This is a genomic window from Pseudomonas mendocina (genome assembly GCF_003008615.1).
Taxonomy (GTDB): Bacteria; Pseudomonadota; Gammaproteobacteria; order Pseudomonadales; family Pseudomonadaceae; genus Aquipseudomonas; species Aquipseudomonas mendocina_C.
In genome coordinates this window covers 2,770,674-2,794,739 of the sequence record NZ_CP027657.1, presented here as the reverse complement: position 1 = coordinate 2,794,739, position 24,066 = coordinate 2,770,674, and the positions used below count along the sequence as shown (strand labels likewise).

At 62.3% G+C, this 24,066-nt stretch carries 25 protein-coding genes; all 25 read left to right on the top strand.

Translation table 11 applies throughout. The features are described from left to right. The first annotated feature begins 34 nt into the window (after nt 1–34). Entirely contained in the window at nt 35–1,282 is a 1,248-nt protein-coding gene (locus C7A17_RS12985; protein ID WP_106738429.1) for a DNA circularization protein, read from the top strand. Continuing rightward, the gene (locus tag C7A17_RS12980; RefSeq protein ID WP_106738428.1) at nt 1,275–2,336 is read left to right on the top strand and encodes a phage baseplate assembly protein; all 1,062 of its coding nucleotides are present in this window, start codon (nt 1,275–1,277) and stop codon (nt 2,334–2,336) included. The genes C7A17_RS12985 and C7A17_RS12980 overlap by 8 nt, the downstream gene beginning before the upstream one ends. Beyond that, nucleotides 2,330–2,863 (top strand): phage baseplate assembly protein V, encoded by a 534-nt coding sequence (locus C7A17_RS12975; protein ID WP_106738427.1) that lies wholly within the window; start codon nt 2,330–2,332, stop codon nt 2,861–2,863. Before C7A17_RS12980 ends, C7A17_RS12975 begins: the two co-directional genes overlap by 7 nt. Beyond that, entirely contained in the window at nt 2,863–3,312 is a 450-nt protein-coding gene (locus C7A17_RS12970) for a phage GP46 family protein (protein ID WP_106738426.1), read from the top strand. Before C7A17_RS12975 ends, C7A17_RS12970 begins: the two co-directional genes overlap by 1 nt. Beyond that, nucleotides 3,302–4,351, top strand: coding sequence for a baseplate J/gp47 family protein (locus C7A17_RS12965; RefSeq protein ID WP_106738425.1), 1,050 nt, complete (start codon nt 3,302–3,304; stop codon nt 4,349–4,351). The genes C7A17_RS12970 and C7A17_RS12965 overlap by 11 nt, the downstream gene beginning before the upstream one ends. After that, nucleotides 4,339–4,962, top strand: coding sequence for a YmfQ family protein (locus C7A17_RS12960; protein WP_158704662.1), 624 nt, complete (start codon nt 4,339–4,341; stop codon nt 4,960–4,962). Before C7A17_RS12965 ends, C7A17_RS12960 begins: the two co-directional genes overlap by 13 nt. Before the next feature lies 1 nt (nt 4,963). Beyond that, nucleotides 4,964–6,478: a phage tail protein gene (locus C7A17_RS12955; protein WP_106738423.1), complete on the top strand. Its 1,515-nt coding sequence runs from the start codon at nt 4,964–4,966 to the stop codon at nt 6,476–6,478. Next, nucleotides 6,475–6,975 carry a DUF4376 domain-containing protein gene (locus C7A17_RS12950; protein ID WP_106738422.1) on the top strand — a complete coding sequence of 167 codons (501 nt, stop codon included), beginning with the start codon at nt 6,475–6,477 and terminating at the stop codon, nt 6,973–6,975. The genes C7A17_RS12955 and C7A17_RS12950 overlap by 4 nt, the downstream gene beginning before the upstream one ends. Next, nucleotides 6,972–7,457: a DUF1353 domain-containing protein gene (locus C7A17_RS12945; protein ID WP_106742903.1), complete on the top strand. Its 486-nt coding sequence runs from the start codon at nt 6,972–6,974 to the stop codon at nt 7,455–7,457. Before C7A17_RS12950 ends, C7A17_RS12945 begins: the two co-directional genes overlap by 4 nt. An 807-nt stretch (nt 7,458–8,264) precedes the next feature. Then, nucleotides 8,265–9,383, top strand: coding sequence for an ABC transporter ATP-binding protein (locus C7A17_RS12940; protein WP_106738421.1), 1,119 nt, complete (start codon nt 8,265–8,267; stop codon nt 9,381–9,383). 22 nt (nt 9,384–9,405) lie between these two features. After that, nucleotides 9,406–10,479 carry an ABC transporter substrate-binding protein gene (locus C7A17_RS12935; RefSeq protein ID WP_106738420.1) on the top strand — a complete coding sequence of 358 codons (1,074 nt, stop codon included), beginning with the start codon at nt 9,406–9,408 and terminating at the stop codon, nt 10,477–10,479. 119 nt (nt 10,480–10,598) lie between these two features. Beyond that, nucleotides 10,599–11,834 (top strand): ABC transporter permease, encoded by a 1,236-nt coding sequence (locus C7A17_RS12930; RefSeq protein WP_106738419.1) that lies wholly within the window; start codon nt 10,599–10,601, stop codon nt 11,832–11,834. A 7-nt stretch (nt 11,835–11,841) separates the two neighbouring features. Then, nucleotides 11,842–12,696, top strand: coding sequence for an ABC transporter permease (locus C7A17_RS12925; RefSeq protein WP_106738418.1), 855 nt, complete (start codon nt 11,842–11,844; stop codon nt 12,694–12,696). Nucleotides 12,697–13,321: 625 nt separating this feature from the next. Continuing rightward, nucleotides 13,322–13,948: a sensor histidine kinase gene (locus C7A17_RS12920; protein WP_199796427.1), complete on the top strand. Its 627-nt coding sequence runs from the start codon at nt 13,322–13,324 to the stop codon at nt 13,946–13,948. A gap of 9 nt (nt 13,949–13,957) precedes the next feature. Continuing rightward, on the top strand, nt 13,958–14,596 hold the full coding sequence (locus C7A17_RS12915; protein ID WP_106738416.1) for a response regulator: 639 nt from the start codon (nt 13,958–13,960) through the stop codon (nt 14,594–14,596). Between the two features lie 188 nt (nt 14,597–14,784). Next, nucleotides 14,785–15,930 (top strand): methyl-accepting chemotaxis protein, encoded by a 1,146-nt coding sequence (locus C7A17_RS27265; RefSeq protein WP_106738415.1) that lies wholly within the window; start codon nt 14,785–14,787, stop codon nt 15,928–15,930. Nucleotides 15,931–15,938: 8 nt separating this feature from the next. Continuing rightward, nucleotides 15,939–16,307 (top strand): response regulator, encoded by a 369-nt coding sequence (locus tag C7A17_RS12905; RefSeq protein WP_106738414.1) that lies wholly within the window; start codon nt 15,939–15,941, stop codon nt 16,305–16,307. A 10-nt stretch (nt 16,308–16,317) separates the two neighbouring features. Further along, nucleotides 16,318–16,638 (top strand): STAS domain-containing protein, encoded by a 321-nt coding sequence (locus C7A17_RS12900; protein WP_106738413.1) that lies wholly within the window; start codon nt 16,318–16,320, stop codon nt 16,636–16,638. Between the two features lie 6 nt (nt 16,639–16,644). Continuing rightward, nucleotides 16,645–18,816, top strand: a complete 2,172-nt coding sequence (locus C7A17_RS12895) for a chemotaxis protein CheA (protein WP_106738412.1) — start codon at nt 16,645–16,647, stop codon at nt 18,814–18,816. Nucleotides 18,817–18,841: 25 nt separating this feature from the next. Next, nucleotides 18,842–19,426, top strand: coding sequence for a chemotaxis protein CheW (locus tag C7A17_RS12890; protein WP_106738411.1), 585 nt, complete (start codon nt 18,842–18,844; stop codon nt 19,424–19,426). An 18-nt stretch (nt 19,427–19,444) separates the two neighbouring features. Next, nucleotides 19,445–21,088, top strand: a complete 1,644-nt coding sequence (locus tag C7A17_RS12885; RefSeq protein WP_106738410.1) for a methyl-accepting chemotaxis protein — start codon at nt 19,445–19,447, stop codon at nt 21,086–21,088. A gap of 3 nt (nt 21,089–21,091) precedes the next feature. Beyond that, nucleotides 21,092–21,604: a chemotaxis protein CheW gene (locus C7A17_RS12880; protein ID WP_106738409.1), complete on the top strand. Its 513-nt coding sequence runs from the start codon at nt 21,092–21,094 to the stop codon at nt 21,602–21,604. Continuing rightward, nucleotides 21,601–22,422, top strand: a complete 822-nt coding sequence (locus C7A17_RS12875; protein ID WP_106738408.1) for a CheR family methyltransferase — start codon at nt 21,601–21,603, stop codon at nt 22,420–22,422. The genes C7A17_RS12880 and C7A17_RS12875 overlap by 4 nt, the downstream gene beginning before the upstream one ends. After that, nucleotides 22,415–22,933, top strand: coding sequence for a chemotaxis protein CheD (locus C7A17_RS12870; protein WP_106738407.1), 519 nt, complete (start codon nt 22,415–22,417; stop codon nt 22,931–22,933). Before C7A17_RS12875 ends, C7A17_RS12870 begins: the two co-directional genes overlap by 8 nt. Next, a complete protein-coding gene (locus tag C7A17_RS12865; protein ID WP_106738406.1) occupies nt 22,930–23,985 on the top strand; it encodes a protein-glutamate methylesterase/protein-glutamine glutaminase in 1,056 nt (351 codons plus the stop codon). Before C7A17_RS12870 ends, C7A17_RS12865 begins: the two co-directional genes overlap by 4 nt. Nucleotides 23,986–24,066 lie beyond the last annotated feature (81 nt).

Below are 24,066 nucleotides of genomic sequence, written 5' to 3'. Positions count from 1 at the left end.
TTTCCCCTCGAACTTTTTATCTGGAGCCCTATCGATGTCCTGGCGTGACCGTATAGACCCCGAACTACGCGGCAGCTACGGCGGCGTGCCGTTCTACGTGACGAGCTCGAAAGCCTCTGCTGGCCGCCGCTGGACGGAAGAAGAAAAACCCAATGCCGACGGTGCCTTCTTCGCGGACAAGGGCCGCGCGATCAAAAGCTGGACTCTGCAACTGTTCGTCGCAGGTGAGAATTACGACGAGCAGCGCGACAAGCTGCTGGATGCGCTGAATGCGCCGGGTGCCGCTGAGTTGGTGAACCCCTTTCTAGGCGGGAAGCCAATATCCGCAGTGGCCACCTCGGTGTCTTTCGATGAAAGAACCAGCCTCGGCGGCATGTGCGAGTTCACGGTGACCTTCAAGGAATCCGGCCTGCCAGCGAGCCTGGACACCACATTGGATACCCAACGTGAGGTCGGTCAGGCTGCCACGCTTGCTGAAGCGGTGACCGAGAAGGACTTCCTCGATCGCTGGAGCGTAGAAGGTCTGACAGGCCGCTCGCTGGCGAGCATCGAGCAAGCCCTGGCGTCCGAAATCGACAGCCTGGATCAGATCGCAGGGGGTATAGCCGAAGAGATCACTCAGGTGATCCGTTTCCCGATGAATATCGCCGGGTTGGTTCTGGGTGGTTACAACCGTATCCGCAACGCGGTAATGCGCCCGCTGCATGCCCTGAATCTGTACAGCGGCAACAGTCTGTTGTCCCTGGATGGTGCGGCCCCCCTGCGCCTGGCTCTTGGTACGCCGGCCAGAACCGTGCGCAGGCTGCGTGAGCTGGCCAGCGCAGGCAGCCAAGTGCTGCTGCCTGCGGCGGACAGCCCGGAGAGCATCCGCATAGCCGGCAATCTTCTGGCCGCCAGCCAGCTCAACGGTCGCCTGGCGGCGACGACTGCGGCACGGGTGGTGGCGGAGACAGACTGGCTGTCGCGCCAGGATGCCGCAGCGGCCGGCCGCGATGCCCTGGCCCTGATCGACCGTGAGCTGAAGACGGCCGAGCCGATCAGTGACGAGGTCTACAACGCCCTGGTCGAGCTGCGCGCAGCCTTGTCGAACGACCTGCGCACGCGTGCCCTGGCCATCCCCAACCTGACCGAATACACGCCGCAGCTCACCCTGCCGGCCCTCTTGGTCGCCCATCGCCTGTACGGCGATGCGAAACGCGCCGACGAGATCTGCGTACGTAACAACGTCCGTCACCCCGGCGCCCTGCGCGGTGGGATGACTCTGGAGGTGCTCAGTGAGTGATGAGCCCGTCATTCTGCAGATCGGCAGTGAACGCCACTCCGGCTGGCAAGAGGTGCGCATCCGCCTGTCCCTGGAGCAGATCGCCGACGAGTATGCGCTGACGCTGAGCGAGCGCTGGAGCGAACCACAGGGCAAGCGACCGCTCTCGCCCGATGTGCCCTGCACCTTGTCGGTTGGCGGCGAGCTGCTGCTGACCGGACACCTGGAAGACGTGCGCCTGGGCTATTCCGCCTATCAGCACACAGTCGTCGCCAGTGGCCGCAGCAAGGCCGGTGACCTGATCGACTGCAGCGGCCGTGAACGACGCCTGGATGGCCTCACACTGGCGCAGATTGCCCAGACCCTGGCACAGCCCTATGGCATCGAAGTGCTGGACACCCTGGGCGCCGCCAGGCCGTTTCGCTCGTTCGTCCTTGAGGACGGGCAGCCCATTGCCGAGGCCATCGAGCGCGCCGCACAGCTACGTGGTGCCAGGGTGGTCAGCGACGCCCAGGGGCGCCTGCTGATCGTGCATGCCGTGCAGCGCGAGGTGCGTACCCCGCTAATTCTGGGCAAGAACATCCGCCAGGCCGCCGCCACCTTCAGCAATCGCGACAGGTTCAACCATTACTTGGTCGAGGGGCAGACACCTGGCGACAACCAGTGGCACGGCCTCGACGCCTCCAGCCCGAGCGGCAGCGCGCTGGATCCGCGGGTGCGCCGCCCACGCAGCACCCTGCTGCTGTGCGATATCCCAGCTGACAGTCGTGACTGCACGGCCCGCGCCGAGCTGGAGGCGCGCATGCGCTGGGCCAAGGGGCGCACCGTCAGCTACAGCCTGAGCGGCTGGATGCATGAGCAGGGCATATGGCGACCAGGGGATCTGGTGCAGGTACAGGATGGCTACCTGGGGCTGAACGAACGACTGCTGGTCAGCGAGGTGCAACTGCTGGATGGCCCGCAGGGCCGGCACACCGAGCTGCGCGTCGCTCCTGTCGCCGCGTTCGAGCCAGTGCCCATCGCGCCACTGGCAACAGCTGGCACAAACAACGAAGCGAGGAGCTGGGGATGGTGATCGATCAGCGCAGCATGTCCCGTCTGCTCAGCCCGCTGTGGCGCCGCCTGCGTCTGCTGGTGAGCCGCGGTGTACTGCAGATGACGGAAGACGAAACGACCCTGCAGAACGTGCAGGTCACCTTGCTGGGCGAGTCTCCGGCCTGGGCCGAGCGCTTCCAGCAGTACGGCTATACCGCGGTGCCGCATGTCGGCGCCGAGGCCCTGGTGGTGGCCGTCGGCGGTGCCCGCGCCCACCTGGTGGCGGTTGCCGTGGATGACCGGCGCTACCGCATGGCGTCGCTCAAGAGCGGTGAGGTGGCCATCTATGACGACCTCGGCCAGTCCGTGCACCTGACCCGCGAAGGCATCGTGATCAAGGGCGCCGGCTTGCCCCTGGCCTTCGTCGATTGCCCGCTGGTGAGCATGGATGGCGACCTCGAGGTCGCCGGCGAAGTACGTGACCACAGCAGCACCATGCAGACCATGCGTGACCGTTACAACGCCCACCACCACGGCGGGCCTGGCCCTTCACCGGAGATGTCTTGATGGACGTTGCCCTGCTTTACGACACGAAGGCCAAGGCCTTCGACCTGGCAATCGCCAACGGCGATCTGGCCCGCGACGAGAGCCTGGAAACCGCAGTGCTCCTGTCGCTCTACACCGACCGTCGAGCCTTGCCGGCGGATCAGCTGCCCGACGGCGGCAACGATCGCCGTGGCTGGTGGGCCGATGCCTATGCAGACCGCCCGTATGGCTCGCGCCTGTGGTTGCTGTGGCGGGAAAAGGAAATGGACAGCGTGTTGCGCCGGGCCGAGGAGTACGCCCGCGAAGCGCTGACCTGGCTGACCGAGGACGGCATTGCCAGTGCCGTGGAGGTCGAGGCGATTCACCTGCGCCGTGGCGTGCTGCAACTGATTGTGGGCATCCAGCGCCCGGTCGGTGCCGCACTGGAGCGCCGTTATGACTATGTATGGGGAGTGAACAATGGGATTTAAGCGACCGACGCTGCCTGAACTGATCGAGCGCGTCGACAATGATCTGGTCTCGCGCCTGCCGGGTAGCCAGGCACTGCTCGCCAGCCGCCTGACGCGCATCCTGGCCACCAGCGAAGCGGGCGTGGCCCACGGCCTCTATGGCTACCTGCAGTGGCTGGAGCGGCAGCTGTTTCCCGAGACCTGCGACGACGACCTGCTGCACCTGCACAGTGTCGGCGTGCCTAGGCGTCAGGCCGCCACGGCCAGCGGCCCGGTGCAGTTCACCGGCAACGCCGGAGTCGTGCTGGATGCCGGCACCCTGCTGCACGCCGACAGCCGGGAGTATCGCCTAACCCAGGACACCGTGCTGCTGGCCGGCAGCGCAACCGCTGAGGTCGAAGCGTTGCAAGCCGGGCGTGCAGCCGATCTGGCGGTGGGCAAGCAGTTGAGCCTGATCTCGCCGGTGGTTGGCGTGAATACCCTCGCCACCGTCGTGGGTGCGGGTATCAGTGGTGGTGAGGATATCGAGGGTTTCGACAGCTGGCGCGAGCGGATCATGCGTCGCCGCGCCCGTATTCCCCGTGGCGGCGCCGAGGGCGACTGGGCCGAATGGGCCCTTCAGGTACCGGGGGTCAGCCGCGCCTGGGAAGATCCGCTTGGCATGGGGCCGGGCACCGTGGTGCTGCGCATCATGGCCGACGCAGCGCCAGGTGGGCCGATGCCTTCCCAGCAACTGCTCGAGGAGGTCTTCAGCCATATCCAGACGCAGCGCAACGTCACCGCCCACGTCTATGTGATCGCGCCGGTGCCCGTGGCCTTCTCGCCGCGGCTGCGTATCTCGCCGGACAACAACAGCACCCGCGCGGCTGTCGAGCAGTCCCTGCAGAACCTTGTGCTGAGCAGTGGAGAGCCGGGCGGCACGTTGTCCATCTCGTCGATTCGCACCGCCCTCGGCACGGCTGCCGGGGTCACGGACTACGAGATGGAATGGCCGACCAGCAACGTGCTGCATGCCCATGGCCATCTGCCGATCTGGGGAGGTGTGCAGTGGCTGGCCTGAGCGCTGACGATTACCGCCAGCAGCTGTTTGCGCTGCTGCCGCCAGGCATCGTCTGGAATGCCGCGCCGGACTCAACGCTGCAGCGCCTGCTGGCCGGCCAGGCCCGCGAGTTCGCCCGTATCGACGAGCGCGCACTGGCCTTGCTCGGCGAAGCCGACCCACGCCAGGCGCTTTACAGCTTCGAGGACTGGGAGGCGAGCTACGGCCTGCCATCGGCCTGCGCCCCGGCCGGACAATCCATGGCCGACCGGCGCGCGGCGCTACTCGGACGCATCGTCGGTCGTGGCGGCATGACTCGCCAGGACTACCTGGATCTGGCCGAGGGCCTCGGCTACGTCGGCACCCAGGTACTGGAGTTCCGCGAAGCCACGGTGGAGGTGGATACCGCGACCGGGCACCTCGGTGCCGTGATCGACGATGACATGAATGGTGCGCACTGGAATCAGACCTGGCGTGTCCTGCTGCCCAACGGCGTGATCCGCGAGTCGGTGGTTGGCGAGGCGGCGGTCGGCGATCCGCTGCGCTCCTGGGGCGATGAACTAATCGAATGCTCACTGCGGCATGCCGCGCCGAGCTGGCTAATCCTGCAAATCGGATATCTGGAGGAATGACATGGAAAAAATAGGTGCATATACAGAACGGGCAACCGAGAGCGGCGAATGGCGCTCCGGTAATCCCGCCACGGGGCAGCAGGCAACACCAATGCTCGCCTCTTACTTCAACATGGTGCAGCGCGAGCTGGTGCAGGTGGTCGAGTCGGCCGGCATCGAGCTGGACAAAGACGACGACAGCCAGTTACTGCAGGCGATTCGTCGCCTACGCGGTGGCGCGGCCACAAACTTCGGTCAATGGCTTTGGAGCAGCAGCACGGCAGGTAATCCTGGCGCCGGGCGCATCGCTCTGAACAATGCCACGCCAGGCTCGGCCACCACGTTGTTCATTGAAGAGATCAGCGCCGAGGACGTCGACTTTGCCCAAAGCCTGGGGCTGCTGCGTGCCGGCGACACCATCACGCTCCAGGAACGCGATACGGCCGAGCTGTCGCACCGCCTGCGCGTGACTGGTCTGGCTGTTGATCATGGGACTTACCGCTCAATTCCGGTTGACTATGTCAGTGGCTCGGGTGGTTTGCCCGAGGCTGATGCCATCGTCTCGGTGCTGTTGACCCAGGCCGGGGCCTCTGACGCATCGATCCCACTCTTTATGGCCCAGTGGTGGCCGAACCGCGCCAGTATCCCGGCCGGCTACGCCCCAGCTGATGGGCAGTTGCTCTCGCGTGCGACGTTCCCTGATGCCTGGGCAGGAATTCAGGCCGGCAACGTCCCTAGCGTCGCCGATGCGACCTGGCTCAGCACCGCGACCGAGCGTGGCAAGTACACCGCTGGCGATGGTTCTACATCGTTCCGCCTGCCGGATTACAACGGCAAAGCGGCAGGCTCACTGGGCGCTGTATTCATGCGAGGTGATGGTGCGCTGTCTGCTGCGGTGGCTGGTGCGATTCAGGCTAGTCAGATGATGGATCACCGCCACGCAACCGCAGAATTTACCGCCGGCAGGCTTGGTAACTCGACTGCAGCGACTGGCCCTAGCCAGTCGGGGCTCGGTGTCACGTCAAACGATACAAATGTTCGTGAGCTGATGCTTACGAGCAGCGCCGTGTATGCGGGCGCGCATGGGGCTCCGTCAGTGGGCGCAGAAACCCGCCCCCTTAATGTCACGGGCTGCTGGATCATCAAGATTTTCGGCAGCGTGACCAATCCTGGCAGCGCTGACGCGGCGCAGTTGGCTTCTGACTACGCTGCACTGGTTGGCCGAGTCGCGGCTCTGGAAACACGGCCAAGAGGCCTTGGGGATGGGCAGACTTGGCAGGACGTCACTGCCAGTCGAGCAATTGGCACGATCTATACGAACACCACCGGCCGCTCTATTGAAGTTCTGATCGGTGCTAGCAGCGACGGCAACTCCAGATTGACGGCGCAGGTCGGTAGCCTCCCTGAATTCGGAAATCAGTCATACGCAGCCCCAGGGACAGACATGGTTAGCGTGTCGTTTGTCGTTCCAAACGGGTGGACATACCGCCTGAATTCCCTGACTGGAACACTGCTTTGGCTGGAGATGAGGACATGATGATGAAGTATTTCAAAGACGTTGCTGGCAACGTTTACGCATTCGAGGCGGATGGTTCGCAGGACGAGTTCATTCCGGCAGGCCTGGCCGCGATGACTGGTGCTGAGATCGAGGAGCACCTAAACCCAGTCACCCAACCGACAGCGCTGGATGTTGATATAGAGCGCGACCGCCGGATTGACGCCGGCGTCGAGTTCCAGGACGTGATGTTCCAGAGTCGTGCTACCGACCGCGAGAACATCGCAGGCGCTGCGCAGTTGGGCTTTATGGCCGTCGTAGGTGGTGCCCAGCCCGACGATCTGCGCTGGTCGAACCCTGATCAAGACTTCACCTGGATCGCCAGCGACAACAGTCTTGTGCCAATGGACGCGCAAACCGTGGTGGCCTTCGGTAAGGCGGCGGCCGAGCGTAAACAGGCTCTGATCTTCGCCGGTCGCCTGGTCAAGGGCATGGAGCCAATTCCAGCCGACTTCACCGACGACAAGTGGTGGCCATGACGAATCACTTCCAGGAACCGTTGCGAGTAGATCTGGCGACCAATGGCGGCGACGCTCGCTTACTCAGCAGCTTCACCTATCGAGACCAGGCTCACGGCACCATCAGCGTGCCGGCTGGTTTCGAGACGGACTTCGCCAGCGTCAAGCCGCTGCGCACCATCGCCTGGATACTGCTGGCCCTGAGCCTGGTAGTCGGCTGGTTCTGGCCGAGCATGGGCGCCTTCATCGGCTCACTTGGCTATGGCGCCTTTGCGCTCTATGCCGGCGTGGTCGGCTACGGCGATGCAGCGGCAGTCATTCATGACCGCCTGTACTTCACTGCAGAGCTAGGCCGAAAAGAGGCTGACCAGGTGTTCTACAACGCCCTTCGCTCCAGTGGTGTAGCGCGCTGGCGGGCCTGGCTCATGTGGGCGGGCGTCCGACTGGGCGGCGCCAGGCGTTACGGCAGTTTCCGCTGGAGGGGCATCAGCGCCACGAAGTAAAGAAAGAGCGGCCCGTTTCGAGTGTTACAGCACCTGAACGGGTCGCCGACTAGCAACGCTAGCCTGCAAGTCGAGCAAAACTCCCGCCCCTAGCAAGAAACGCATCTGTCCGCGCGTAATCTAGAGACAAAGCTATAGCCGATAGGCGCTGTGGTCTGGTCTATAAGACCACAAGCGTCTTCCACCTCGAGCTCCACTGCACAAACGGGTGTGGCGAGAGCAATCACGAAATGCTGTTGACGGTACATACCAAGTCTGTGGGCAGACGTTGCCTATCTGCCTCGTCAGAAATATGCGCCATAGTCCACTCCAGTCCGCTACCTCTGCCATTTCCCACGCAGCAGTCACCCTTTCCTGATCGACAACAGTCATAGGCAGTCGAGGATGCCAAATACCCCGCGCAAAACTGACAACCTCTCCTGAGAGGATCGTGCCAAATAAGCTGTGCGTCTATGCCAAAACCGTCGCGCCCTTACACCAACGCCCCCTCCGTAGCGACACGCGCCGAAACAGGGACGTTCTCCAGAGCGTGCACCTGCCAAGTGCGTGTCGACAGGTGCCCCTTTCCTCCCGGCACTGTTACCTCTCCCCACACCCGCCTCGCATCTCGTTCAAGCTGGGCTAGGCTTCAACCTACGTAGCAGAGCGCTATCAGCCGATCACCGGTCGGCTGGCTTGCTTATTGCTTTTAGCTATCAGCATAACGATCCCCCACACGAAAGGGGCGAATCGACTCAGAAGTTGGAGCCCTGGCCACGAGCTGGCTCCATATTTGCGGCATCTCTTGGATAAATGCCGGGGAGGATTATGACTGCGCAAGCTGGGAACGACGCGTTCCTGCGATTCACCAACGTAAAGAAGACCTACGATCACAAGACCCTGGTGGTCAAGGACTTCAACCTCAACGTGGCCAAGGGGGAATTCATCACCCTGCTCGGCCCCTCCGGCTCCGGCAAGACCACCTGCCTGATGATGCTCGCCGGATTCGAAGACGTGACCAGCGGCGAAATCCTGATCAACGGCCGCAACGTTACCAGCATCGCACCCTACGCTCGCAACATCGGCATGGTCTTCCAGCAATACGCGCTGTTCCCGCACATGACCATCCGCGAGAACCTCGCCTACCCCCTGAAGATTCGCAAGCTGCCCAAGGACGAGATTCGCGCCAAGGTCGAGCAGTACCTCGCCCTGGTCGAATTGCAGGCCTTCGGTGGCCGCTACCCGGGCCAGCTCTCCGGCGGCCAGCGCCAGCGTGTGGCCCTGGCGCGCGCACTGATCTTCGCCCCTGACATCGTGCTGATGGACGAGCCGCTCGGTGCGCTGGACAAGAAGCTGCGTGAGCAGATGCAGTTCGAGATCAAGCGCCTGCACGAGCAACTCGGCTTCACCGTGATCTACGTGACCCACGATCAGACCGAAGCGCTGACCATGAGCGACCGCATCGCCGTGTTCAACAATGGCGTGGTGCAGCAATGCGCGCCGCCGCATGTGCTTTACGAGCGACCGGCCAACATGTTCGTCGCCGACTTCATAGGTGAAAGCAACAAGTTGCCCGGCGTGATCGAAAGCGTCGGCGAGGATCGCGTCGAAGTACGCCTGCAAGATGGCGGCCTGGTCAGCACGCTGAAAGCCAACTGCACGGAAATCGGCCAAGCCACCACCGTTTCGGTACGCCCGGAAAAACTCAACTTCACCGACCGCCTGGGCGGCGCGGGCAATCAGGTCAAGGCCCGCTTCGTCACCCGCCACTACGTCGGCGAATACATCCGCTACCACTTCGAAACCGCCAGCGGCAGCGAGCTGGTGGTGAAGAACCTGAACGACAGTTCAGCCCCGCAACTCAGCACTCAGGAAGAGGTCGCCCTGGCCTGGCTGCCGGAAGACAGCCAGGCGCTGGATCGATCGGAAGTCCCCACCCACAACTAGTAGAAGCAAATGGAGCACAGCAATGGCTAGATCACTGACTACCAGCGTTTCCACCTTCGCCCTGGTGGCGGCACTGGGACTGGCAACGGGCAGCGCAACCGCCCAGGACAGCCTTACCGTGGTGTCCTGGGGCGGCTCCTATGGCGCCGCGCAGAAGAAACACGTCATCGATCCCTATCAGAAAGATACCGGGGTCAAGGTACTGTTCGAGGACTACTCGGGTGGCGTTGCCGAGATCAAGGCCCAGGTCGAATCCGGCAACATCCAGTGGGATGTGGTCGACTTCGAAGTGATCGACCTCGAGCGCGCCTGCTCCGAAGGCCTGCTGGAAACCCTCGACCACAGCGTTCTGCCACCCGGCATCGACGGTACCCCGGCAGCGCAGGACTTCATTCCCGAGGCCCTGGCCAGTGAATGTGCAGTGGGCAACATCGTCTGGTCGGTGGTTTTCGCCTTCAACGACAACACCATCGGCGGCACCAAGGCCACCAGCATCGGCGACTTCTTCGACACCGCCAAGATTCCAGGCAAGCGCGCCATGCGCAAACGCCCGCAGGTGAACATGGAGTGGGCACTGATGGCCGACGGCGTGGCGCCCGAGGAAGTCTACGAAGTGCTCGCCACGCCGGAAGGTCAGCAACGCGCCTTCGACAAGCTGGACAGCATCAAGAAGGACATCGTCTGGTTCGATTCCTGGTCGCAGGCTCCGCAGTTGCTCAACGACGGCGGCGCAGTACTGGTGCAATCGGCCAATGGTCGCTTCTACGACGCCATCGTGCAGGAGAAGAAGCCGTTCGAAATCGTCTGGGACGGCCACGTCTACGACCTCGATGCCTGGGCCATCGTCAAAGGCTCGAAGAAGAAAGACCTGGCGATGGAATTCATCAAGTACGCCACCGGCTCCAAACCGCTGGCCGGCATGCCGGACGTTGCCTACGGCCCGACCCGCAAGTCGTCCATGCCGCTGGCTGACCAGAACGCCACACCGCATCTGCCGACCGCTCACCTGGACAAAGGCATCCAGGCCGGTTCCGAGTTCTGGGCCGACTACGGCGAGTCGCTGGGCGAGAAATTCAATGAGTGGCTGCTGAAGTAAAACACCAGCGCCCTGTTTCCTCCGACCTGTGGGAGGGGCTTTAGCCGCGACCGTCGCCGCTGAAGCGCCTCCCACGGGAACCGGGGGAGCAGTTGGGCTGAATCCATCGGAGTAACGCCTTGTCATCCCTGACCACCAGCGAAGCCGGCCAAGCCGCCAGAGCCCGTCGCAAGAAACGCCTCGCCGCCTTTCTCTTCGTGGTACCGCTGCTGCTGTTCATCATCGTCACTTTCGTCGCCCCGATCGGCACCATGCTGTGGCGCAGCGTGTATCACCCGACCGTGGCCGAACTGATTCCACTGACCCTGGCCGAACTCGAACGCTGGGAAGATCACAAGCAACTTCCGGACGAGAAGACCCTGCAGGTCTTCGTCAGCGAACTGCATGCACTCAACGAACAGCGTCTCTCCGGCAAGCTTTCGGAGGAGTTCAACCGCGCCTATACGGGCATGTCCAGCGTGGTCAAATCCACTGCACGGCGCATCGGTCGGCTGGATGCACAAGCACTGCAGACCCAGGGTGTGCAAACCCTGCTCGACGCCCATCGCAACTGGAGCAAGCCCGAGTTGTGGTACGCCATCGAGCGTTCCGGCAAGGTCTATACCTACGACTACTACCTCACCGCCCTGGATCTGGAGCTGCACCCCGACGAGGGCATCCAGATGCGTCAGGACACGCAGATCTACCTGCAGCTGTACTCCAAAACCCTAAACATGGCGCTGGTCATCACCCTGCTCTGCGCCCTGCTCGGTTACCCACTGGCCTACTACCTCGCCGGCCTGCCGTCGAACCGCGCCAACCTGCTGCTGGTGCTGGTGCTGCTGCCGTTCTGGACATCCCTGCTGGTGCGCACCACCTCATGGATAGCCCTGCTGCAGACCAATGGCGTGATCAACTCCTTCCTCATGGGCATCGGTGTGATCAGCCAGCCCTTCGAGATGCTCTACACCTCGTTCGCCACCGTGGTGGCAATGACCCATATCCTGCTGCCGTTCATGATCCTGCCGCTGTACAGCGTCATGCGTGGCATCGACCCCAGCTACATGCGCGCCGCCCTGAGCCTGGGCGACAAGCCTATCCCGGCGTTCGTCCGCATCTACTTCCCGATGACTCTGCCCGGCCTCAGCGCCGGTGCGTTGCTGGTGTTCATCATCTCGGTGGGCTACTACATCACCCCGGCACTGGTCGGCGGTACAGATGGGCAGATGATCAGCAACATCATCGCCTTCCACATGCAGCGCTCGAACAACTGGGAGCTGGCCGCTGCGCTAGGCTCGCTGCTGCTCGGGCTGATCCTGTTGCTGTACTGGGTGTACGACCGTTTCGTCGGCGCCAGCAACATCAAGTTGGGATGAGACGCCTATGAAAATCCCCGCCTACTACGGCTTCTGGCACCACCTCGGCAACTGGCTGCTCAAGGCCAGCTCCTGGCTGGTGCTGCTGTTCCTGATCCTGCCGATCCTGGTGATCGTGCCGTTATCGTTCAACGCCGAGCCGTTCTTCAGTTTCACCGAAGGCATGCTCACCCTCGATCCGGAGGCCTACTCGCTGCGCTGGTACCGGGAGATCCTCAATGACCCGAAGTGGATTCTGGCGATCAAGAACAGCTTCTTCATCGGTATCCTCTCCACCATTCTGGCCACGATTCTGGGCACCTGCGCCGCCGTAGGCCTGGCCCGCGACGAGATGCCGTTTCGCCGCTTCATCACCGCTCTGCTGCTGTCGCCGATGATCGTGCCACTGATCATCACCGCCGCCGGCATGTTCTTCTTCTACTCCAACCTTGGCCTGGCCGGCGGCTACCTGGGCGTGATCCTGGCGCACGCGGCGCTGGGCACGCCCTTCGTCATCATCACCGTCACTGCGACGCTGACCGGTTTCGACTACAGCCTGGCACGCGCAGCGCTGAACCTCGGCGCCACGCCGATTCGCGTGTTCTTCGACGTGATCATGCCGCTGATTCGCCCCGGAGTGATCTCCGGCGCCCTGTTCGCCTTCATCACCTCGTTCGATGAAGTGGTGGTGATCCTGTTCATGGCCGGCCCGCAGCAGCGCACCATCCCGAGGCAGATGTTCTCGGGCCTGCGCGAGCAGATCAACCCGAGCATCCTGGCCATCGCCACGCTGCTGATCCTGGTATCCATCGCCCTGCTGGTGACCATCGAGCTGCTGCGTCGCCGCGCAGAGCGGATGCGTGGCATCGAGATTCCACAGTGAACCAGGCCTCCTGAACGGCTTCTCTGCTGTCGCCCTGGCTCATGCCCTAGGGCGACACATCGCTATCGGTAACGCCAACATCCCAGCGTGAGGCTAATTTCCCGCTGTCCTCACGAGCTGCACGGGCGATATGCTAGGTTCTCAACCATGCAGAGCTCGTACCATGATCACTCCTTCGCATGAAGGTATCAGCCATCTGGTGGCCGATGCCCTTGCCCCGCCTAGACACATCCTCAGACCGCTAGAAGCTCGTTTACGGGAACAGATGCAGTTAAAACGTTAACTGCGCCTGACTTTCTCTGAACGGCACCGGTCTTCATCCAGGTGACTGGAAGCAGAAACAGGCACGTGCCAAGTCAGGAGCCTGTCTCACACGAGTGAAGACTCACACTTTCGGTCACGTCTATCGACGTTGGGCATCCTTCCTTCCCTGCAGCTCGCACACGACGAAGAATCCCCAACATCCGTGCCAGCACTGCGGTGGATTGCCCTCCCCGCGCAGAGAAGAGATAGAGCTAACGTGAACATAACAACGACGCTCTCCCGCTACGACCTCCCTCCTCGCAAACAGAAAACTTCAGACACCGACAGCATCTGCCCTCGTTGCCATTCGAAGCAGACCAGGTTGTGCGCCCTAGCCCGTGTTCAGGAACGCAAGCGCATCGCCCGCGAGCTGCACGACGAACTGGGACAGCAGTTGACTGCCTTGCAACAAGGGCTGGGCGTATTGCGTATCCACCTGGGCCAGGATCGCCCCGATATGCAAGGCCATATCGAGCGCCTGACCAGCATCACCCACAGCGCCATCGATGTGGTTCGTGAAATCCACAACGGCCCACCTATCAGGCAACTGCAGCACAACCTGAGCAGTACGCTCGAAGGTCTGATCGAGGAGTTCAGGCAATTGTCGGAGATCGACTGCCGCTTCAACCAACCCAAACAGAACGTCGATCTGGAGCCCAGTCGCGCAGCACATCTCTATCGCATCGTGCAGGAGTCGCTGACCAACATTCTTCGCCATGCCAATGCCAGCCGAGCCGAGGTAAGCCTGGAACGTCGCGAGAACGATTATGTCCTTGAGATATTCGATGACGGCCAGGGCTTCACCCTCAGCGACATCCTGCCCGACTCCACTGGGATTTCAGGCATGCGTGAGCGTGGCAAACAACTCGGCGGCCCCGTGATCATCTTCAGCCACCCCGGCCAGGGCACCATCGTCCAGGCCATATTCCCTGTAAAAATCAATACATAAGGAATGCCTATGATCAATCTGATGATCGTCGACGATCACACGATCATGCGCGAGGGCCTGAAACGGCTATTCGAACTGGACAAGGACATCCACATCGCCGAAGAGGCGGCCAACGGCCTACAGGCGCTGGAGCGTCTGAGAGCGACGCACGTAGACCTCCTCCTGCTCGATATCAGCATGCCCGGCCTGAGCGGCGAAGCGCTCATATCGCGGGTCATCCATCAACACCCGCACCTGCCCATTCTGGTGCTCAGCATGCACTGCGATCCCCATGTCGCCATACGTGTGTTGCGCTCGGGGGCCACCGGCTACCTGACCAAGACTCAATCGCCGGAGACACTGATCGCCGCGGTAAAAAAGGTCAGCACTGGTGCGCGCTACATCGATCCGGATCTGCTCGAACAGATCGCACTGAACAGCCTCAAGCCCAATCCGCCGAGCGGGCTGGACAGCCTGACCAACCGAGAGTTCCAGATCATGCGACTACTGGCAGATGGCCTTAGCGTCAATCAGATCGCCGAGCAGCTGATGATCAGCAACAAGACCGTCAGCACGCATAAGATAAATCTGATGGAGAAGATGGGCTTTTCCAGCAATGCCGACCTGATCAAATTCGCCAGCAAACTCAGCACATCCGAGCCAGGCTGAGGATTTCCCTAGCATCAACCGGGATAAATTCACGCGTAAATCCAGCACATCCCGATGCCCCCTGCCAAAGTGCCTCATGCATGCTCCGACTGTCGACGGAACGATGACAGGCACCCTGCAGGAACTTCCCCTTCTAGCCTGGCAACTGTTCCGCGATCACCTGACCCCAGCAGTCGCGGAGCCAAGAAGTGCGCGATCAGAACCTCCCCCTGGTTATCCCATCGCTAACGCTGCTGGCCGGCATCGTGGCTGTTGTTCTGGTCGGCATTGGCTGGCTGGATACCCTCCCGGCGCTGCTTGGCCTGCTGGCGGTTGGCGGTGTACTCCTCTTCCAGCAGATCCGACACAGAGCAGCGCCACAACCCGCTGCAGTCCAGAGCGTTGACGAGCAACACCCGCAGCAGGACGTGGAGGAGCTTTGCGAACAGACGTTGCCGCTGTGGTCGCAACAGATCCACTCCGCGCGCAGCCATACGGAAGAAGCCATCAGCGCCCTGAGCGAGCGCTTCGCCAACCTCGCCGTGCGTATTCAGCAGAGCCTGGGCAACGGCCCCGAGCGCGAGGCCGGCAACCGCCTGGTCGCACTGCTGTCCACCAGCCAGCATGAGCTGGACATGATCATCATGGCGCTGCGCGAAGCACTGGCCAGCAAGGAATCCCTGCTCAAGGAGGTCATGGAGCTGTCGAGCTTCACCGACCAGTTGCAGGAGATGGCCCAGGACGTCGCCGATATCGCCAAACAGACCAACCTGCTGGCGCTCAACGCCGCTATCGAGGCCGCGCGTGCAGGCGAAAGCGGTCGAGGCTTCGCTGTAGTCGCCGACGAGGTGCGCAAGCTGTCCACCATGTCCGGCAGCACTGGCCAGCGCATCGGCGAGACCGTAACCATCGTCAATAGCGCCATCCACAAGACCCTGAACATCTCCCGCGAATACGCCAAGACCGACGCCGTCACCCTGAACAACGCCAGCGACGTGATCAAAGGCGTGATCACCCGTTTCCACCAGAGTGCCGGTGGCATCGTCAGCCACAACGAAGCGATGCGCAGCCAGAGCGAAGCCGTCGGCCAGGATATCGCCGAGGTGCTGGTATCGCTGCAGTTCCAGGACCGCATCAGCCAGATGCTCGGACATGTGAGCGGCGACATCGACAAGCTGTTCGAGCACATCCACACCCGTCACGAACAACGCCGGCTCGGTCATCAACCTGCGCCCCTGGACATCCCGCGCTGGCTGGATGAGCTGGCCCAGACCTACACCATGCCCGAGCAGCATGACATTCACCGGGGCGAAGCGCCCGGCAAGCGTAACGATTCCGAAATCACTTTCTTCTGAGGTACCCCATGGGCAAGACCGTACTCATCGTCGACGACTCCGCCTCCATCCGCCAGGTCGTCAGCATCACGCTCAAGGGCGCTGGCTACGACGTGATCGAAGGCAGCGACGGCAGGGACGCACTGGGCAAGCTGGATGGACGCAAGGTGCACCTGATCATCAGCGACGTGAACATGCCGAACATGGACGGCATCACCTTCCTCAAGAACGTCAAGCAACTGCCCGCCTACAAGTTCACCCCGGTGATCATGCTCACCACCGAGGCCGGCGAAGCGAAGAAGGAAGAAGGCCGCGCAGCCGGTGCCAAGGCCTGGGTGGTCAAGCCTTTCCAGCCGGCGCAGATGCTCACCGCCGTCTCCAAGCTGATCCTGCCTTGAGGCCGACGCCATGACAGAAGCGTCGGGCGAGAACCTGTACCGCATCCTCCCTCTGGAAGGCGGGCTGACCATCTATAGCGTCAGCGAACACATGGGGCTGCTGCTTCGCGCCCTGGCGCCCGGCGCGGAAGTCGAACTGGATCTCTCGGCCCTCGACGAACTCGACTGCGCGGGGCTCCAGCTATTGGTGCTGACCAAGCAGGAAGCCAGCCGCCAAGGCTGTCAGTTACGCCTTAGCCACCACAGCCCGGCAGTGATCGAGGCGTTCGAACTCAGCGGGCTCGCCTCCTTCTTCGGCGACCCCATTCTGATCAAGCCCAGCGACGAGTGACGCAGTATGGATATGGACGAAGTACTCAAGATCTTCATCGCTGAAAGCCGAGAACTGCTCGAACTGATGGAAGAAGCACTGCTCCTGCTGGAAAGTGCTCCCGAAGACGCCGACACCATCAATGCGATCTTTCGTGCCGCCCACACGATCAAGGGCTCGGCGGGACTGTTCGGCCTCGATCTCATCGTCGACTTCACCCATATTGCCGAGAGCGTCCTCGACCGCATCCGCAACGGTGAACTGCACTTCGATGAAACGCTCACCGCGCTGTTCCTGCAGGTTGGTGATCACCTCGGCAAACTCATCACCCACCTCGACGAAGGTCATGATCTCGAACAACTGGACGCCGAGAGCCTGGAGCAGAATCGTCTGCTCGGGGAGCGTCTGAGCGCCTACATGGCGCCACCCAGAAATCCCGGCGGACTGCCTGCCAATCATGAGCGGATCGAACGCAGCAACCAGGACGGTCTCAGCGCCGACCACTGGCACCTGTCACTGCGTTTTGGCCCCGACACCCTGCGCAACGGTATGGATCCGCTGTCCTTGCTGCGCTACCTCAATACCTTTGGTCGCATCGTCAATATCGTTCCGTTGCTTGACCGCGTACCGCCAGCGGCGGAGATGGATCCTGAAACCTGCTACCTCAGCTTCGAGGTCGCCTTCGCCAGTGACGCCGACAAGGCCACTATCGAAGGCGCCTTCGAGTTCGTCCGCGAAGACAGCCTGATCCGCATCCTGCCTCCGCACAGCAAGTCCAACGAATACCTCGAACTGATCCGCGCCCTTCCCGAAGAAGACATGCGCCTGGGTGAAATCCTCATGCGCTGCGGCACCCTCACGGCCGCAGAACTGCAGGACGTACTCCACGCCCAGGTTCAGGGACAGCAAGAAGCCGAAACCCGTCCCATCGGCCAGGTGTTGATGGAAGAAAGCCTGGTGCAGCCACCGGTGATCGCAGCGGCGCTGCAGAAGCAGCAGCAGGTCAAGGAAAGTCGCAACAACGAGAACAACCTGATCCGCGTCGACGCCAGCAAGCTCGACCAACTGATCAACCTGGTAGGCGAACTGATCATCGCTGGTGCCGGCGCACGCATGACTGCCCAGCAATGTGGCCACGCCGAGATGCTGGAGTCCACCGAACAACTTTCACGCCTCGTGGAAGAAGTACGCGACTCGGCATTGACCCTGCGCATGGTGCAGATCGGCGCCACCTTCAACCGCTTCCAGCGGGTGGTACGCGACGTGTCACGCGAGATCGGCAAGGACATCACGCTGTCCATCAGCGGTGGCGAAACCGAGCTGGACAAGACCGTGGTCGAGCGCATCACCGACCCGCTCACTCACCTGGTACGCAACGCCATGGATCACGGCATCGAGGCGCTGGCCGTGCGTCAGGCACGAGGCAAGCCCGCACAGGGCAACGTGCGCCTGAACGCCTACCACGACGCTGGCAGCATCGTGTTGGAAGTGACCGACGACGGCGGTGGTCTCGATCCTCAGCGGATCCTCGCCAAGGCCCGTGATCGCGGGCTGATCAGCGACGGGCAGACACTGACCGACAAGGAAACATTCAACCTTATCTTCGAGCCCGGATTCTCCACCGCCGAGCAGGTCAGCAACCTCTCGGGGCGCGGCGTCGGTATGGATGTGGTCAAGCGAAACATTTCCGCCCTGCGCGGCAACATCGAACTGGACAGCCACCTCGGTGAAGGCACCTGCGTACGCATCCGCCTGCCGCTGACCCTGGCCATCATCGACGGTTTCCTGGTCGGTGTCGGTCAGGCCGGCTACGTGATCCCGCTGGATCTGGTCGAAGAGTGCATCGAGCTCGAAGCAGGCGCATGCCGTGACCGCGGACACATCTCCCTGCGCGGCGAAGTGCTGCCCTTCATTCGCCTGCGCGAGCTGTTCCATGAGGAGGGTCAGCCCCCGAGACGCGAGAACGTGGTGGTCGTCAGCTATGCCGGCCAGCGCGCCGGCCTGGTCGTCGACCACCTGATGGGTGAATTCCAGACCGTGATCAAACCCCTCGGCAAGCTGTTCGGCAACTGCCGGGGCGTCGGTGGTTTCACCATTCTGGGCAGTGGCGCCGTGGCCCTGATCCTCGACATCCCCAGCCTGCTGACCGACCTCGCCCAACCAAGCACCAGCGCCCTGGCTGCGGCCAGCGAAGCCTGAACTCAACGACAGAGCCCACACCACCATGAGTCTTCCCAGCAGTCCGGCCAATGTCGAGCAACCCACAGCGGCGAGCGGCGTTACCGCACTCGTCCCTCTGGCGCCTGAGCCGAGTGCGCCGCAGCAGTACCTGACGTTCGAGCTCAACGCGCGTCGTTATGCACTGGATGGCCTGTGCGTGCGCGAGATCATCGAGTACCCGCAACTGACACGCGTGCCCATGGCCGCGACCTGCATTCACGGGGTCATCAACCTGCGAGGCGCCGTGGTGCCGGTCATTGATCTGGGGTTGCGCTTCGGCCAAGGCCCCAGCCATATCGACAAGCGCACCTGCATCATCATCGTCGAGGTGACGGACGACGAGGACGCCCATGTACTGGGCATCATCGTCGACGCCGTCAGCGAAGTGCTCGAAGTGGCCGCCAGCCAGATCAGACCGGCGCCGGCCTTCGGCAATCCCGTGCGTGCCGATTTCATCCACGGCATGGTTCGCCAGGGTGACGAATTCATCGTTCTGCTGACCATTGAAAACACCCTGGCGGTTGCCGAGATAGCGGCTTCCGGCAGCAGTACCCCCGCCCGACAAGCGCCTGAGCGCCCGACCAGGTAATACGGAGAGAGACTAACCATGTTCAAGAATATGAGAGTGGCGACCAAGCTGGGCCTGGGCTTTGGCTCGGTCGTGGCCCTGCTGGTGCTGGCAACCGTGCTGGGGATCATGCGCATGAGCGCGATCAATGCCGCCAACGACTTCATCGTCTCCGACCGCTACCCGAAGATCGTGCAGTCCAACACGATCAAGGAAGAGACCCTCAACCAGGCACGCCTGATACGGGATCTGATCATCCGCGACGACCCGACCGCCGATGCCAGGAACATGGAAGGGATCACCGTCAGCCGCGAACGCCGCGCCAGTGCCTTCGAAGAGCTGCAGAAAACCGTGAACACACCACAGGGCCGCGACCTGCTGGCCCGCATCAATGCCGCCCGCACGCAGGTCGGGCAGCGCTATGAGGAGCTGTTCACCTTCATAGACGACTCCGACCGCGCCCTGGCCTATCTCTATGACCAAGTGGTGCCGGCCAACAACGAACTGCTGGCTGCCGCCCAGGCCATGGTGGACTTCCAGAGCCAGCTGATGGACAAGAGCGCGGACGAAGCCACGGTGCTCTACGAAGAATCACGCATGCAACTGATGATCATCGGTGGCGTGGCAGTGCTGATTTCCGTTCTGCTCGCCTGGCTGATCACTCATAGCCTGCTGCGCCAGTTGGGTGGCGAACCGGGTTATGCCGCAGAAGTGGTGACTCGTATCGCCGAAGGCGACCTGAGGGTGGAGGTCTCTACCCGCAACGGCGATACCACCAGCATGCTCGCCGCGATCAAGAGCATGTCCCAGCGCCTGGCCCAGATCATCTCCGAAGTACGCAGTTCCGCCGATGCACTGACCAGCGCCTCCGAAGAAATTTCCGCAACGGCGCAGAGCATGAGCCAGGCGGCCTCCGAGCAGGCGGCCTCGGTGGAAGAAACCAGTGCTTCGATGGAACAGATGTCGGCCTCCATCGCACAGAACACCGAGAACGCACGCATCACCGACGGCATGGCCAGCAAGGCCAGCGGCGAGGCACGCGAAGGTGGCCAGGCGGTCAAGGAAACCGTCAGCGCGATGAAGACCATCGCCGACAAGATCGGTATCGTCGACGATATCGCCTACCAGACCAACCTGCTGGCCCTCAACGCCGCCATCGAGGCCGCACGTGCCGGCGAGCATGGCAAAGGCTTCGCCGTGGTAGCGGCTGAAGTGCGCAAGCTGGCCGAACGCAGCCAGGTGGCCGCTCAGGAAATCGGCGAGGTGGCCAAGTCCAGCGTGCAGTTGGCCGAACGAGCCGGCACCCTGCTTGACGAAATCGTGCCGTCCATCGCCAAGACTTCCGATCTGGTACAGGAAATCTCCGCAGCCTCCGAGGAGCAGAGTTCCGGCGTCGGCCAGATCAGCACGGCGATGAACCAGCTCAATGAGATCACCCAGCAGAACGCATCTTCGTCCGAAGAGCTCGCTGCCACTGCAGAAGAAATGAGCGGCCAGGCGGAGCAACTGCAACAGCTGATGGACTTCTTCAAGCTCAACAGCACGGCAACCGGGCGCAGCCAGCAGCGCCACGTCCAGGCGCAGCGTCCGAGTCACACCGCGCGCACGCAGCAGCTCGACGACGATACCGCGATGCCCATGGCAGGCGGCCTGCCAGCTGGTTACGTGCGCTTCCAGGAGTAGCCGATGGCTGCCGCAATCAGCAATGCCGCCGGCCAGTACCTGACTTTCACCCTGGCTCAGGAGCTGTTCGCCGTCGATATCCATGCCGTACGCGAGATCATCGAGTACGGCCGGCTGACCAGCGTGCCGATGATGCCGCCAAGCATACTTGGCGTCATCAACCTACGTGGGGCCGTTGTTCCGGTCATTGATCTCGGGCTGCGCTTCGGTGGTAGTGCCACCGTGATCGGGCCACGTACCTGCATCGTCATACTGGAAATCGCCTCGAATGACGGGTTACGCGTCATCGGCATGGTGGTCGACGCGGTCAACGAAGTGCTGGAGCTGGGCAACGGACAGATCGAACCTGCCCCTAGCTTCGGTAATCACATCCGCGCGGACTTCATTCGCGGCATGGGCAAGCTGGATGATCGCCTGGTAGTGCTGCTCGATGTCGGGCGGGTGCTATCTGATGATGAAATAGCGCTGCTGGAGCAAGCCAGCGCACACCGCGGGACGATGCAGGACAATCCATGAGCAGCAGCACGGCCGTCGCCCTGAGTGACCTGGAGTTTGCCAAGTTTCGCCAGTTGATCTACGAGATCGCCGGTATCAGCCTTTCCGATGCGAAAAAACCGCTGGTAGCCGGGCGACTGAGCAAGCGCCTGCGCGAGTTCGAACTCGATAGCTACGGCGAGTACTTCCGCCGTCTGAGTCAGAGTCCGGCAGAACTGCAGACCTGCGTCGATCTGCTGACGACCAACGAAACTTACTTCTTTCGCGAACCCAAGCATTTCGACTTCCTGCGCGAGCGCCTGGAGAAACCGGGACTGATCCCCAGCGGGCGTCCCTTACGCATTTGGAGTGGTGCCTGCTCCAGCGGCGAGGAGCCCTACAGCATCGCCCTGCTGCTGGCCGACGTACTCGGTGAAAAACCCTGGGAGATCCTTGCGTCGGATATCAGCCAGCGGGTGCTGGATCGCGCCCGTGCCGGCGTCTATCGTGTACAGGATAGTGAAGATATCCCGCGCCGGATGCTGATCAGCCACTGTTTTCGGGGTGTAGGCGTCAACGAGGGCAACCTGCTCATCGATCCGGCACTGCGTCGGCGTGTGCGCTTCGAGCAGATCAATCTGAACAACCCATTGCCGGAAGTCGGTCTATTCGATGTGATCTTCCTGCGTAACGTCATGATCTACTTCGATGGTGAAACCAAGCGTCAGGTCGTGAAGCGCCTGCTGAGTCGCCTGCGCCCAGGTGGTTACTTTCTGATCAGCCACTCGGAAAGCCTCAACGGCATCGATGAGACGCTCAAGGTCGTGAAACCATCGATCTACCGCAAACCCGATGCCTAGGCCTGCTGCACCACGTGATGTTTACCTGCAACCCGGCGATTTGCACTTCGCAGGCGTCGGCACGCGCATCCGCACCCTGCTCGGCTCTTGCGTCTCGCTGGTGTTCTGGCATCCGCGACACCGACTGGGCGGCATGTGCCATTACATGTTGCCAACCCGAGGCATGTCGGGCTCGAAGCTCGATGGTCGCTATGGCGACGAAGCCATGCTCCTGCTGCTGGAGGCCATCAGCGCTCGGGGCACCCGGGCCAATGAGTATCACCTGCGTATTTTCGGAGGTGGCAACATGTTCCCCAACGTCGGCGCGCGAGTCACTCGCCATGTCGGCCAGCAGAACATCGACATGGCACATCAACTGATTGCCAGACACGGTCTGGTGAGTCATGGCGAACACGTAGGCGGCACTGGGCACCGACACCTGATCTTCGATATCTGGAGCGGCCAGTTGGCCCTGAAGCAATCCCCCCTCGTAGCTGACAGTGGATGTCCCACTGGAGTACAACCCGCATGAAACCCATCAAAGTCATGATCGTCGACGACTCTGCCGTCGTCCGCCAGGTGTTGGCCTCGGTGCTGGCAGCCGATCCGGCGATCGAAGTTCTGGGCACTGCTGCCGACCCGCTGTTCGCCCTGAGCAAGATGGAGCGTGAATGGCCGGACGTGATCGTCCTCGACGTGGAAATGCCGCGCATGGACGGCATTACCTTCCTAAAGAAGCTCATGGCCGAGCGCCCGACGCCAGTGGTGATCTGCTCGACGCTGACCGAAAAAGGCGCCAGCACTACCATGCAGGCTCTTGCCGCCGGCGCCGTGAGCATCGTCACCAAGCCCCAGGTCAACCTGAGCAAGTTTCTGGTCAATGCCAGCGATGACCTGCTCGGCGCGGTGAAAGCAGCCGCACGCGCCAACATGCGCCAGTTGGCCAAGAGCAAAGTCCCGGTGCAGCCCAAACTGGGCGCCGATGCCGTGATCCCCGCCGGACAACCGGCCATGGCCCGCACCACCGAACGGGTCGTGGCCATCGGCACCTCCACCGGCGGCACCCAGGCACTGGAATACCTCCTTACCGCCCTACCGCGCGTCTGCCCGGGTATCGTCATCGTCCAGCACATGCCGGAGCGCTTCACTGCCGCCTTCGCCGAGCGCCTCAACGGCCTGTGCCAGATCGAAGTGCTGGAAGCGCGCCATGGTGACCGGGTCATGCCCGGCCGTGCCCTGATCGCCCCCGGCGGCCGCCACATGCTGCTCAAGCGCAGTGGCGCGCAATACATGGTGGAAGTGGTCGACGGCCCGCCCGTGAGCCGGCACAAACCCTCGGTGGATGTGCTGTTCCGCTCCACCGCTCGCGCCGCCGGAGCCAACGCTACCGGCATCATCATGACCGGCATGGGTGACGATGGCGCCCGTGGCCTGCGCGAGATGTTCGAGGCCGGTGCCCAGACCTTCGGCCAGGACGAAGCCAGCTGCGTGGTCTACGGCATGCCCAAGGAAGCCAAGAAGCTCGGCGCGGTCAGCCGTGAGATTCCACTGGAGCAGATCCCCGCCCTCATTCTCCGCGGCTAGCGGCACAACATTGAGCGTCTCGGTCATCCAGACACACTGAAAAGCCGTTCCTTCCTAAACTGTCCCATACTGAGGAAATCG

Coding starts and splice junctions, on each gene's coding strand:
- C7A17_RS12905 (WP_106738414.1), top strand. CDS start 15,939: ATGGGCAAGACCGTACTCATCGTCGACGACTCCGCCTCCATCCGCCAG.
- C7A17_RS12935 (WP_106738420.1), top strand. CDS start 9,406: ATGGCTAGATCACTGACTACCAGCGTTTCCACCTTCGCCCTGGTGGCG.
- C7A17_RS12965 (WP_106738425.1), top strand. CDS start 3,302: ATGGGATTTAAGCGACCGACGCTGCCTGAACTGATCGAGCGCGTCGAC.
- C7A17_RS12970 (WP_106738426.1), top strand. CDS start 2,863: ATGGACGTTGCCCTGCTTTACGACACGAAGGCCAAGGCCTTCGACCTG.
- C7A17_RS12950 (WP_106738422.1), top strand. CDS start 6,475: ATGATGATGAAGTATTTCAAAGACGTTGCTGGCAACGTTTACGCATTC.
- C7A17_RS12885 (WP_106738410.1), top strand. CDS start 19,445: ATGTTCAAGAATATGAGAGTGGCGACCAAGCTGGGCCTGGGCTTTGGC.
- C7A17_RS12985 (WP_106738429.1), top strand. CDS start 35: ATGTCCTGGCGTGACCGTATAGACCCCGAACTACGCGGCAGCTACGGC.
- C7A17_RS12940 (WP_106738421.1), top strand. CDS start 8,265: ATGACTGCGCAAGCTGGGAACGACGCGTTCCTGCGATTCACCAACGTA.
- C7A17_RS12880 (WP_106738409.1), top strand. CDS start 21,092: ATGGCTGCCGCAATCAGCAATGCCGCCGGCCAGTACCTGACTTTCACC.
- C7A17_RS12895 (WP_106738412.1), top strand. CDS start 16,645: ATGGATATGGACGAAGTACTCAAGATCTTCATCGCTGAAAGCCGAGAA.
- C7A17_RS12975 (WP_106738427.1), top strand. CDS start 2,330: ATGGTGATCGATCAGCGCAGCATGTCCCGTCTGCTCAGCCCGCTGTGG.
- C7A17_RS12925 (WP_106738418.1), top strand. CDS start 11,842: ATGAAAATCCCCGCCTACTACGGCTTCTGGCACCACCTCGGCAACTGG.
- C7A17_RS12955 (WP_106738423.1), top strand. CDS start 4,964: ATGGAAAAAATAGGTGCATATACAGAACGGGCAACCGAGAGCGGCGAA.
- C7A17_RS12870 (WP_106738407.1), top strand. CDS start 22,415: ATGCCTAGGCCTGCTGCACCACGTGATGTTTACCTGCAACCCGGCGAT.
- C7A17_RS12865 (WP_106738406.1), top strand. CDS start 22,930: ATGAAACCCATCAAAGTCATGATCGTCGACGACTCTGCCGTCGTCCGC.
- C7A17_RS12900 (WP_106738413.1), top strand. CDS start 16,318: ATGACAGAAGCGTCGGGCGAGAACCTGTACCGCATCCTCCCTCTGGAA.
- C7A17_RS12915 (WP_106738416.1), top strand. CDS start 13,958: ATGATCAATCTGATGATCGTCGACGATCACACGATCATGCGCGAGGGC.
- C7A17_RS12945 (WP_106742903.1), top strand. CDS start 6,972: ATGACGAATCACTTCCAGGAACCGTTGCGAGTAGATCTGGCGACCAAT.
- C7A17_RS12890 (WP_106738411.1), top strand. CDS start 18,842: ATGAGTCTTCCCAGCAGTCCGGCCAATGTCGAGCAACCCACAGCGGCG.
- C7A17_RS12875 (WP_106738408.1), top strand. CDS start 21,601: ATGAGCAGCAGCACGGCCGTCGCCCTGAGTGACCTGGAGTTTGCCAAG.